Genomic DNA, 12,004 nt, shown 5'->3' with positions numbered 1-12,004 from the left:
CTGCAATGCAAGCCCTTCTACCAGAGGCCCCTGCAAGCCGCCGGGCATAAGCGCCACTACGTGGATATTAATTCCCTGCCAGCGCGTGGATAACTCACAGCCAGGCACTAGGCAAAGCCCTGCTTGCTGCGCCGCGATGCCAGCTTCTTCAATACCTTCCATGGTGTCGTGGTCTGTCAGCGACATGTGGGTAAGACCACGTGCAGCGCACAGCTTTACCAACTCAGTAGGAGTAAGCGCGCCATCTGACGCGGTAGAGTGCATGTGTAAATCCACCGTATAACGCTGGTCGGCATCAAACACGCGGGGCAGGTTTACAGGAAGATAGTTCGCAGGAAGTAGGGGCATAAGCATGACGCCGTGTGGCGAGTTTGTCAGAATAGGGTGGTGTGAATAAAACAGGCACCCTGTTTTCCCTTAACGGTATACAGTCGCTCACCATGGTGCGCGCTTACAGGGGCGCGGTCAATTCAGTACGGAACAACCGCCCTAGCATTCAAGGAGTTATCCCCATGCTTTACGCTATTATCAGTGAAGATGTATCCAACAGCTTGGAGCGCCGTCTAGCGGCACGCCCGGATCACCTTGGTCGCCTGGAAAAGCTACGTGATGAAGGCCGTTTGGTTCTGGCTGGCCCCCACCCCGCTATTGATACCGATAACCCAGGCGATGCAGGCTTTAGCGGCAGCTTGGTCGTTGCCGAATTTGACAGCCTTGAGGACGCGCAAGCCTGGGCTGACGCCGACCCATACATCATTGCTGGGGTCTATGCCAAGGTAATTGTTAAGCCATTTAAAAAAGTAATGCCTTGACCGATAGAGGCGAGTGTGGAGAGTCCGCCTTCTTTTTCACAGAGCCTGTGGAAAACTCTGTGAAAACTCGGCGGACGCTTTCCCCAAAGCTAGAGCTGATGCCCTTATCAACAAGTTGATCAATTTTTAACCTATCCTTAACACAAACTTCATCAGTACGGGGATACCCGCGTGACTCAACGCTCTACTGCCCTGCCCCCGCTCGCGGCGTTAACGGCTCCTTTACTCACTTGGAACGAGGCATCCCCCCATTCAGAGGCCTTCGACGATGTGTATTTTTCCAGGGAAGATGGCCGGGCTGAAACCGAGCACGTTTTCCTAGGGGCGAATCACCTGCCTAAGCGCTTTGCGGACTGGCGACACAGCCGCGCTTTTGTGATTGGCGAAACAGGCTTTGGCACCGGGCTTAATATGCTGTGCGCGTGGGACTGTTTTGAACAACATGCACCGAGCACTGCACGTCTTCATCTGTTATCCACCGAGAAATTTCCGCTTGACCGAGTATCTCTTGAGCGCGCACTAAGTGCCTGGCCTTCGTTAGCACACTATGCACAAGTGCTATGCGCCCAATGGCCTGAAGCCGTCAGCGGCATTCACCGTCTGCATCTCAACGAGCGAGTGACTCTCGACCTGCACTTTGGCGACACCACCGAACGACTGAACCTACTCGACGGTCAAGTCGACGCATGGTTCCTAGATGGCTTTGCTCCTGCTAAAAACCCCGAAATGTGGCAGCCTGAGCTATTCGAAGCCATGGCAGCACGCTCTCGCCCTGGGGCAACATTTGCCACGTTTACCTGTGCTGGTGTCGTTAAACGAGGGCTAAAAGCAGCGGGGTTTAGCTGGCAAAAGGTCCCTGGGTTTGGGCGCAAGCGGGAAATGTTAGCAGGCGATATCGACACACCGCCCAAAGACACTCGCCGCCAGTCAACACCATGGTTCACACCGCCTGCGGCAAGGCCAGCTAACCATGTGGCCGTCATTGGGGCAGGCATGGCCGGTTGCAGCGTGGCAGCGGCGTTAGCCAAGCGTGGGGTTCAGGTAACGGTCATTGAACGCGATGCACCCGGCGCTGGTGGCTCCGGCAATCGCCAGGGAGCGCTGTATGTAAAGCTAGCCGCGGAAACGAATAACCAGAGCCGGTTTTATTTATCAGGCCTTCTCTACAGCCAGCGCTGGCTTAGCCAGTGGGCTTCAGCAACACCACAGGAAGCGCCGCTGTGGCAACCATGTGGCGTGGTACAACTGGCGTTAAGCGACAAGGAGGCTGTGCGCCAGCAACGCTTTATGGCACGCCATCCGCTGCCAGAAGCGATGGTATCCGCTCAAACCGAGACGCTGGGCGAGCTGGCGGGTGTTCCCATCACAGCGAGTCACGGACTGTTTTATCCCCAGGCAGGCTGGGTGCGCCCCAAACTGCTCTGCGAACAGCTAATACAGCACGCGAATATCACCTTGCACCAGGGGGAAGTGACAACCCTTCAGCCCGACGGTAAAGCTTGGCAGATCGTGTTGGCCAACGGCGAAACGCTGACCGCTGATCACGTTGTAGTAGCCAATGCGTCTCTGGCTAACCGCTTTGAACAAACCGCAGCGCTGCCGCTACAGCAGGTTCGCGGACAAGTGAGCGAAGTGAAGCTACCCGAAGGCGTTCAAGGCCCGCAACGTGTGGTATGCGCGGGTGGCTATGTGTCGCCGCCAGTGGACGGCGTGCTGACGTTCGGGGCCAGCTTTGTGCCTAATAACGCCACGAGCGACGTTACGGCAGCAGACCATCAGCGCAATATTGATGAACTACGCCAAACACTACCTGAATGGGTCGCCACCCTTGAGGCTGCGGGCGTAACGCTAAGCCCCGACACGCTAGCAGGTCGTGCTGCGGTAAGGGCAGCCAGCCCTGACAAAAGCCCCTACGCGGGGCCAGTGCCCAATGCTGACGCATGGCAGCAGGATTACGCGGTGCTGCAAAAAGATGCTTCTAACGTGCCAGATACCCTAGGAGAGCACCATTCAGGGCTGTGGATATCTAGCGCACACGGTTCTCGGGGTCTTTCCAGCGCTCCGCTCTGCGCCGAAATCATTGCCTCGCGAATGTGTGATGAGCCGATGCCGCTAGAGCTATCGTTAGTGGATCATTTACACCCTGGGCGACGGATTATCAGTGCGCTAGTACGCGCTCAGTAATCGCCCTCTTCCTCATCATCGGCAAGGTCTCGCCCAAAGGAACGCCATTGGGCGAGCGTCATCACTTCGGTCATTTCTAACTCAAGATCGTGAGCAATAATCAGCTCGTGACGCTCAAGCTGCTGTTTAAGCTCGGCTACCCAGCCGCTCATACCTGCGCCGGTATCGGTGGTATCGTATCCTTGGCGTGTCACAAATGCTTCAAGCAAAGCATCCAGCGTTTCCGGCGGCAGCATGCGTGCTGGCACTTCAATAAAACGGCTCATTCACTCTGCTCCCAGGCAGCTAGACGCTCGATAAAGGTGGCTTCATCGATCACTTCAACGCCCAGTTGCTCTGCTTTGGTTAATTTACTGCCTGCGGCCTCGCCCGCTACCAAGCAGGTGGTTTTCTTGGAAACACTACCCGCTACTTTAGCGCCTAGCGCTTGCAGCCGCGCCTTACCTTCATCGCGGGTCATGGTGTCCATCGTGCCGGTGAGTACCCAGGTCTGCCCCTCTAAGGGTGTCGGGCCTTGCGTCACTTCACTCTCTTGCCACGTGATACCCGCATCAAGCAGTGCTTTCAGCGTTGCCAGATTATGCGATTGACGGAAAAAAGTATGAACATGGGCAGCGACAATCGGACCAACATCATTCACCGCTTCCAGCGCCGTTTGATCAGCTTCTTGCAAGGTCTGAAGTGTACCGAAGTAGCTGGCTAAATTTGCCGCTGTGGCTTCGCCTACTTCGCGAATACCCAAGGCGTAAATAAAACGTGCCAGCGTGGTGTGCTTAGCCTTATCCAGGGCATTTACCAAGTTGGTCGAGGATTTTTCACCCATGCGTGGCAGCGTCTGAAGCTGCTCAGCTGTGAGATGAAATAAGTCTGCTGGCGTTTTCACCCAGTCCAAGTCCACCAACTGTTCAATCAGCTTCTCACCCAGCCCATCGACATCTAGCGCTTTACGGCTGGCGAAATGCTTCAGCGCCTCTTTACGCTGCGCGGCACAATAAAGCCCACCCGAGCAACGAGCGACCGCCTCGCCTTCCAGCCGTTCAATATCCGAACCACACACCGGGCAGTGCTCGGGAAAGGTAATCACGCGCGCCTGGGCAGGACGCTTGTCGATATCGACGCGTACCACTTGGGGAATCACGTCACCTGCCCGACGAATGGCCACCGTATCACCAATCATCACACCTAAGCGGGTGATCTCATCTGCGTTATGCAGCGTCGCATTTGATACCGTCACACCAGCAACGGTGACAGGCTCTAGCCTAGCAACCGGGGTAATCGCGCCAGTACGGCCTACCTGAAACTCCACATCGTTAAGGGTCGTGACCTCTTCCTGAGCAGGAAATTTAAATGCCACCGCCCAGCGTGGCGCCCGCGCCACAAAGCCAAGCTCCCGCTGGTGGCGCAGATCGTTTACTTTAATCACGACGCCATCGATGTCGTAACCCAGCTGGTCTCGCTTTTCACCCAACTGCTCGCAGTAATCAGCCACCAGCTCAGGACCATTGACAGTCCGCAGCTCCGTGCTGGAGCGAAAGCCCCATGCCTTAAGCCTTTCCATTTGCTGGCTATGAGTTGTCATTGGGCTACTGCTAAGCTCACCGTCGCCAAGATTCGTCATATCGAGCCGGGCAACTTGATAAGCATGAAACTCTAATGGGCGCGTTGCGGTAATCCGAGGATCGAGCTGACGCAGGCTGCCAGCCGCCGCATTACGCGGGTTAGCAAAGACCTTGCTGCCTTCTTCCCTCGCTCGATCATTAAGCGCTTCAAAGCCTGCATGGCGCATAATAACTTCGCCGCGTACTTCTAATAACGCTGGAATGTTGTCGCCCATTAGCTTTAACGGAACAGACCGCAAGGTGCGTAAATTCGATGTAATGCCTTCTCCGGTACGGCCATCGCCACGGGTTGCGCCACTGACCAGTACGCCCTGCTCGTACACTAACGATACCGCGGCACCGTCGAGCTTTGGCTCACAGCTAAACTCAACGCTACTCGCCTGACACTCCAAACGTTCAGCGACACGCTCGGCAAACGCAGCAATATCATCACGGCTAAATGCGTTATCCAAAGAAAGCATGGGGATCGCATGAGCAACTTCAGGAAATCCTTCCGCTGGTGCAGCCCCCACGCGCTGGGTAGGGGAATCCGGTGAGATTAAATCGGGGTACTCAGACTCCAATTGCTTCAACCGCTGCAGCTTGCGGTCGTAATCTGCGTCGGTCAGCTTAGGTTCATCTAAGATGTAATAGCGGTAATTAGCGTCGTCCAAATCGGCACGCAGTTGGCTAATCTCTTCCAGCAGTTTTTTCTCAGGCTGACTCATTCAGTTGTTCCGGCATACAAAAAAACAGGTGTTTAGTAACAAAAACACCCGCCTTCCTTAGGAAGGCGGGTGTTAACGCAACGCGATGCTTAACGCGCTTGCAGTTGGCGCTGCAAGCGATGGCGACGTTCAAACTCATGAACGCGCTGCCTTGCAAACTCAATGGTTTGCGCCGTCATTACGCTACGGTTTTCATCTTTAAGCTCACCGCCCATATGGCGTACGACAACCATCGCTGTTTCGACCATCGCTTCAAACGCTGCTGAACTATCTTCAGCGCCGGGCAGCGGCATCAGGAACGTAATACCAGGGGTCACAAACTCATCCATTTCTTCAATGGGGAACGTACCAGGCTTAAGTACATTCACCATTGAAAATTGCAGTTCGCTATCGAAGCTTTCTGTTTCAAAACGGTGAAAGACACCCATCTCACGGCTGTAGCGAAGACCGCAGGCCATGATTAGCTCAAGCAATTTACCGCCATCAAAACCTTCAGGCTCCCGCGAAAGCACACTGATCACAACCATTTCAGAAGCGTCGGTGAGTGCATCTCTGGCCCGCTCGCTATTAACATCGTGGCGTAATGCTTTTTCTAACGTCGGGTGTGTACGTACAACGTTATCCCGATGTCCCGTTTCAGGCACATAATCGTCGTAGTCATCAACATCGTGATAACTCTCGTCGTGCGCAGAAATCGTCGGCTCATTATATTGCGCAGCCTCACGCTCCGCAGCAGCGGTCATCGCAGCGGCCTCACGCGCTTCGGCTTGCTCTTGAGCAATACGCGCTTTTTCAGCGTCGGCTGCCTCTTTTGCTTCACGGCGCTGCTGCGCCTCAAGCGCTTTACGCTCGGCTTCAAGTGCTTTACGTTCTGCTTTTTGCTTGGCTAGTGCTTCCGCACGTTTCGCCTTCTCTGCTTTCTTACGCTCTTTCTCTTTACGACGCTCAATCAAACGACGTTTAAAGGAACGTCCAATGCCTTCGAAGTCGACCAAGCGGTATTCATCAACCTCATCGTCGTCTAGCTCTCTGTCTTCACCGGCAGTATCTGCACGTAGTTGACGCCGCTTGGGCGTGTCAGCTGCATGTTGTACGGCATCTTCAGGTTCAACTCTTAGCGTCGGCTCTGCTTCTGCAGTCGGCTCAGCTGCAGCACTGGGTTCTTCTGACGCTTTCTCGACTGAAGCCTTTACGGTTGATGCAACTTGTTCTTCAGTTCCAGCTGATACCGCCTCTAGGCGACTGTTAGCTTCAAGATTTTCAGCTTCTTCGTGTTGCGCCGTTGGCTGCTGTTTCTCAACATTAATTTGCTGACCGCTAACGCCTGGCTGGTAATGCTCGGTTGGTTCAGATACTGGCTGTGAATCGTGGCTATCAGGGCGATGGGCTTCAGCTGTAGCGGCAGGCTTGCTACTTGTCGTTTGGCGAGTAGCGTCTGTGTGCTGAGTTTTATTGCTAACAGTATTGTTGGGATTCTCATCAGCCATAAATATGCTAGGCTCCCGGCGCTCGGGTTCAGGAATTGCAGACATGCCTAACGTGTGCTCGGCTGAAGCAGTATCTGGCTGAACGGATGTATGATTCGTCGACGTGGGATGCCCGACAGCAGAAGGCTGTTCATGTTTTCGAGGCTCATTTTTACGAGACCACGAAAAATGCGCATTGGCTTTTGACTTGGCCGAACTGGCAGAGCTGGAAAAAGAACGGCGAAAATCAGACAGTACTTTGGAAGGCCCCGGGTGCTCTTGGCGTTCCAGCTTAGGTTTTTGACCAAGGTTGCTGTAGTCAGCAGGCTTAACGACCCGCGCACCACCGTTAGGCAGTTCCCAGTTTATTTCCGCTTCTTTGACTTCATCATTAAATTCTTCGGATTTAGCGGCTGGCAAGTCTTTGACTGCTTGATCCAGGCGGGGCACACGGCGTTGGCGCTGAAGCCTTCGCACACCGTCAACGACGATGAGCGAAACCAGTGCCAGTCCTAGAATGATTAACCACTCTCTTAATTCCATGTCGAGCATTCCATGGGTCAATATACCGGTTGCAAAGGCGCAATGCCTTAATGACGTAACATATCCGAAATTAGCTAATTATCATCAAGCATAGCGCGGTTGCTACGAAAAGGGCCACTTTTTGCAGATTTTCACGCTTTAACACCCCCATAAGGTGTGTTTTAGGCCAAATCTTTGACTATATCAACTAAGAAAAGTGCCATTTTAGCGCTAATTTATCCCGACAGGACACATCGTCACATCATCGTCTGCTTTCTACAGGGAGAATTTCGCTCCCTTGCTCGCCTTCTCACACCGTAATATGACAAGCCCACATTCAAACTTACGTAACGAAACGCCACTGCTCTTCTGCTCAATTGCCCAGCCAACTGCTGTTCGATCAAAAGCTATTCTGCTACAAACCTATCTATTACAAACCTATCTGTTACAAACCTACTCCACCAAAAAATCCGTCGTAACAAATAGTATTTAATCGCTAATGAAATCATAGCATATATGTTTTAAACCCTTAACTAACGCTATACAAAGGTAATGAAAGTTCACATTTCAGATTTGTCAATTTTAGATAGATGAACATGCTTAACTGCACGATACGCTTTAGCAGGAGCAGTCCTCAGCGCCCATGATCAAAGCAGTTAATCAGAAACCGAGAATAAACATAAATCGCTGATAAATAAGATATTTTACAATCACAAAATAAAGAAAGAAACGCTATCAATAGCCACTAATGAAGCTAATCTGGGATAGCTAAGCAAAAGCAGAAAGACTCACTATCGGTTCAGCACACAACCCGTCATAGGCTTGCTCTATCGCAATTTTTGCATATTTCCCGAGGCTTTTAATGGGTGAAAACTCGTTTAGTTCACCACCATTGAAGGCACCGCATTTGCCGATAAAGCATTTAATCAACCAGGGCTGCAGCCTCATCAATCCCTACCGAAACAAGCCTAGACACACCAGGCTCCTGCATGGTGACACCCATCAAGCGCTCAGCAGCCTCCATAGCAATTTTGTTATGGGTGATATAGATAAACTGAACGCTTTCAGACATTTCTTTAACAAGTTTGGCGTAGCGCCCTACGTTGGCATCATCCAGCGGCGCATCGACTTCGTCCAACATGCAGAAAGGCGCGGGGTTCAACTGGAAAATTGCGAAAACCAGCGACAGTGCTGTTAGCGCCTTTTCTCCCCCCGACAGTAGATGAATAGTACTGTTTTTCTTACCTGGCGGCCGCGCCATAATTGCCACACCGGTTTCCAGCAAATCATCCCCGGTGAGGGTTAGCCAAGCAGCTCCCCCACCGAAAACCCGTGGAAATAGCGTTTGTAGACCTGTATTAACCTGGTCAAATGTTTCTCGAAAGCGAACGCGAGTTTCCTGATCGATGCGTTTAATCGCACGCTCTAACGTTTCTAATGCTTCGGTAAGCTCAGCATGCTGAGCTTCCAAATAGTTACGCCGCTCGGCTTGCTGATCGTACTCTTCGATCGCCGCAAGGTTAATGGCACCTAAACGACGAATCTTATCTGTGGTGTTTTCCAACCGCTCCTGCCAAGCAGTTTCACTGGCGTCGCTAGGCAAGTGCTCTGCTAGAGCATCGGGATCATGGCCTAGTTCTGCTAATTGCTCATCTTGAGTTGCCGCTTTCAGCGCCAGTGCTTGTACATCCATACGCCGCTGTTGTAACTGCTCACGACTCTGTTCCAAGTTGCGCTCGTGCTGCTGGCGAGCCAGCTCGTCGTTGCGCAGCTGCTCTGCCAATGCCTGAGCCTGCTGACGAGTATCATTAAGACGCCGCTCCTGCTGCTCGCGCTGGTGTAGCAACTCCTCTAATTCTTCAGCAGCCAGTTCGTCTGGCTCTACCAGCATTTCCCGTGACTCTTCTAACTCAGCAATACGCAGCGAAAGGCGCTCTTCACTATCGCTACTACGACTTTGCTGGGCTCGCAGGCTATCCCGCTCAGCATTCAACCGCTCTCGCTCTAGCGCCAATGCCTGCTGACGCGCCTTCATGGGAGCATGTTGTTGATTTAACTGGTCACGCTGCTCACGTTGGCGACTGCGCTGTTCAGCACTGGTTTCGCGGGCTTCGGCAGCGGCTTCAAGTTGCTCCATCGCAGCATGCCAGCGAGCGCGCTGCTCTTCTAAAGTGAGCGTTAACTCCGCCTCATCCTCTTGCAGTTGCGCGAGTTCATCATCCAACTCAGTGGCGCGGCTCTCTAAATGTTCTAGGCGCTGAGCTAGTCGCTGCTCTTTCACCGCAAGCTGTTGGAGCGAAGCGGCGTGGGCACGCTCTTGCTCAGCCTGCTGCTCACGGGTTTGCTCTAGCACTTCAATGGCTTCGCTAGCGGCTTCGCACTGCTCATCCAGCAACGCTAACGCGTCTTCATCCTGGGTAAGGCGGGCGTCTAATTCATCAAACCGACGGCGTGTCACCAACAGTGCATCAACACCTTCACCATTGGCCTGTTGGTGCAGCCAGCCGCGTCCACGCCACACGCCTTCGCGGCTGACAACACTCTCTCCAGGCGCCAAATTACCTAGTAGCGTCTCAGCATCTTCGTTGGTTTCTGCGAAGTGAATACTTGCTAACCATTCGCCTAACGCACCTGCCCCCGACACCAGCGAATCCAAGCGCTGCGCGGATGTCGCTGGCCGCTCAGCCTGGTCGATTAAGCACCAATCAGTGGCTAGGGCATTAGGCAGCGCGTTTAGCTGGTTCGCTGATACTAAACGGGCGTTTAACCACGGCGCCAGCAGCCAGGAAATCACTCGCTCCCAGCCAGATGCAACACTAATCGCTTCACCAAGACGTGGCGCATCGGCTAAGCCGTGAGCCGCTAATGCATCGCTAAGATCTGGGTCGTGATCAGCCAAGGCGGCATCAATTAACGCCTTCAATGACGCGAGTTCGCCTTGATGTTGACTTAGTTCAGCACGCTGCTGATCACGCGCCTGGGTGGCCTGCTGATAAGCGGCTTTGGCATCGCTATAGCGCTGCTGCCAATGGTCACGTTCGGTTTGAAAGGCTTCAGCACGCTGTTCAGCCTCTTCCCGCTGGGCTTGGCATTCAGCGTGCTCATTGCGCAACTCAGTAACATCGGCAAGTTCGCCACGCTGCTGACGGCGGCGCTGGTTCTCCGCCTGCATGCGCGCAATACGCTGCTCTAAATCGCGTAATTGGTCTTGGCTACGGTCCGCTTCCCGGCTGGCATCGCGCCAGTGATTTTCTGCATCGGCCCACTGCTGTTCGGCAGTTTCAAGAGCAGGAGTCGCATCCGCTAAGGTTTGCTCAAGTGTTTCTAGCTGCTCTTCAAGGGCTTCATGCTCTGGAAGCAAGTCCTCTAAACGAGCCTCTATCGCGACAAGTCGCTCTTGATCACCTTCGCTGACTCGACGCTGTTCATCAAGGTCGCGGCGCGCCGTTGCTATATCGCTCGCCAATTGAGCTTCACGACTGCGGCGGTGCGCTTGATCCTGCTCCAGGCGGGCAATCCGGGTGGTGGTTTCAAAGAACTGTTGCTGGTGGCGTTCTAGCACATCGGCAAGTTCATCGTGCTGTTCGCGCGCTTGTTCCAGGCGCGTTTCACACTGACGTACGCCAAATACGTCTTTTTCAACCGCAATTTCCAGCTCGCGCACTCGGCTTTCTTGGTGAGATTGCTCAGTACGCAATGCGCGTCCGCGTACTAACGCCAGCTCGCCTTTTAGCCGGTACTCCTGCTGCTTTAACTCTTGGTAGCGTTTGGCTGCTTCTGCCTGACGTTTAAGGCGTTCGAGCTGTTTGTCCAACTCTTCACGGATATCATCCAGGCGTTCCAAATTCTCCTGGGTGCGGCGCATACGGTTTTCGGTTTCCCGGCGGCGCTCTTTATATTTTGAAATACCCGCGGCCTCTTCCAGCGTGGCACGCAGGTCATCGGGGCGTGCTTCGATTAGCCGTGAAATCATCCCCTGGCCGATAATGGCGTAAGAACGCGGGCCTAAACCAGTGCCCATAAACAGATCAGCGATATCTCGCCGACGGCACTTTTGACCATTAAAGAAGTAATTGGATTGGCCGTCGCGGGTGACTAAGCGCTTTACCGCAATTTCTGAGTACTGCGCGTAAACGCCCCCCATGCCACCATCGCGGTTATCGAACTTGAGCTCGATAGAGGCTTGGCTGATCGGCTTACGACCGGTGGAGCCGTTGAAGATAACATCGGCCATCGATTCACCGCGCAGGGTTTTAGCTGAGGATTCCCCCATTACCCAGCGCACCGCATCGATGATATTAGATTTGCCACAACCGTTTGGCCCAACGATGGCGGTCATATTGCCATCGAAGGGCACCGTTACTGGATCAACAAAAGACTTGAACCCAACAAGACGAATAGAGGTTAAGCGCATTGCGACCCTTAGCTGCGGTTGTTTGCGTGGACGTTATTCAAAAACGCGGTCAATAACAACATTTGCCGCATCATCCTCATTAATAGGTCCAACGCTTACGCTCTCCAGCTCGCCAAACAGATCACCAGGCTGAGGGATTGCCTGCCCAGATTGCGAAACGCGAACAACTAAGCGTGCTTCACGCACTTGGGAGATTTGCGCTTGGGGGGACATAGCTGCAGTGTCATCCAGCACAACAGTCATGGGAAGCTCTGACACCTGGGCACGAATAACAGCCAGT

General features: G+C 53.5%; 8 protein-coding genes. 2 read left to right on the top strand and 6 right to left on the bottom strand.

The annotated features are described in order from the left end of the window. Nucleotides 1-348: PHP domain-containing protein (locus INT22_RS21375; protein WP_226912856.1), on the bottom strand; the 348-nt coding region annotated here is incomplete at its 3' end. A 164-nt stretch (nt 349-512) separates the two neighbouring features. On the opposite strand from INT22_RS21375, the gene INT22_RS17420 reads away from it, so the two are divergent. Then, the gene (locus INT22_RS17420; RefSeq protein ID WP_038481742.1) at nt 513-812 is read left to right on the top strand and encodes a YciI family protein; all 300 of its coding nucleotides are present in this window, start codon (nt 513-515) and stop codon (nt 810-812) included. Between the two features lie 171 nt (nt 813-983). Then, the gene (gene mnmC / locus INT22_RS17415; protein WP_193068648.1) at nt 984-2,996 is read left to right on the top strand and encodes a bifunctional tRNA (5-methylaminomethyl-2-thiouridine)(34)-methyltransferase MnmD/FAD-dependent 5-carboxymethylaminomethyl-2-thiouridine(34) oxidoreductase MnmC; all 2,013 of its coding nucleotides are present in this window, start codon (nt 984-986) and stop codon (nt 2,994-2,996) included. On the opposite strand, the gene INT22_RS17410 is transcribed toward mnmC, so the two are convergent. From INT22_RS17410 to INT22_RS21370, 5 genes are all read right to left on the bottom strand, one after another. After that, a complete protein-coding gene (locus tag INT22_RS17410; protein ID WP_125745817.1) occupies nt 2,990-3,262 on the bottom strand; it encodes a YheU family protein in 273 nt (90 codons plus the stop codon). The genes mnmC and INT22_RS17410 overlap by 7 nt on opposite strands. Further along, the gene (ligA, locus tag INT22_RS17405; RefSeq protein WP_193068647.1) at nt 3,259-5,322 is read right to left on the bottom strand and encodes an NAD-dependent DNA ligase LigA; all 2,064 of its coding nucleotides are present in this window, start codon (nt 5,320-5,322) and stop codon (nt 3,259-3,261) included. Before ligA ends, INT22_RS17410 begins: the two co-directional genes overlap by 4 nt. Before the next feature lie 89 nt (nt 5,323-5,411). Beyond that, on the bottom strand, nt 5,412-7,331 hold the full coding sequence (locus INT22_RS17400) for a cell division protein ZipA C-terminal FtsZ-binding domain-containing protein (protein ID WP_193068654.1): 1,920 nt from the start codon (nt 7,329-7,331) through the stop codon (nt 5,412-5,414). 901 nt (nt 7,332-8,232) lie between these two features. After that, entirely contained in the window at nt 8,233-11,724 is a 3,492-nt protein-coding gene (smc, locus tag INT22_RS17395) for a chromosome segregation protein SMC (protein ID WP_193068646.1), read from the bottom strand. A gap of 33 nt (nt 11,725-11,757) precedes the next feature. After that, on the bottom strand, nt 11,758-12,004 hold a 247-nt coding region (locus tag INT22_RS21370), incomplete at its 5' end, for a c-type cytochrome biogenesis protein CcmI/CycH (protein WP_446718961.1).

It is taken from the genome of Halomonas sp. 3D7M, from assembly GCF_014897885.1.
GTDB lineage: Bacteria > Pseudomonadota > Gammaproteobacteria > Pseudomonadales > Halomonadaceae > Vreelandella.
The sequence above is the reverse complement of the archived record's forward strand: the minus strand, read 5'-3'. Positions and strand labels throughout refer to the sequence as shown.

Bases quoted from the DNA above. Each gene is read 5' to 3' on its own strand.
- INT22_RS17420 (WP_038481742.1), top strand. From the start codon at position 513: ATGCTTTACGCTATTATCAGTGAAGATGTATCCAACAGCTTGGAGCGC.
- INT22_RS17410 (WP_125745817.1), bottom strand. From the start codon at position 3,262: ATGAGCCGTTTTATTGAAGTGCCAGCACGCATGCTGCCGCCGGAAACG.
- ligA (WP_193068647.1), bottom strand. From the start codon at position 5,322: ATGAGTCAGCCTGAGAAAAAACTGCTGGAAGAGATTAGCCAACTGCGT.
- INT22_RS17400 (WP_193068654.1), bottom strand. From the start codon at position 7,331: ATGGAATTAAGAGAGTGGTTAATCATTCTAGGACTGGCACTGGTTTCG.
- smc (WP_193068646.1), bottom strand. From the start codon at position 11,724: ATGCGCTTAACCTCTATTCGTCTTGTTGGGTTCAAGTCTTTTGTTGAT.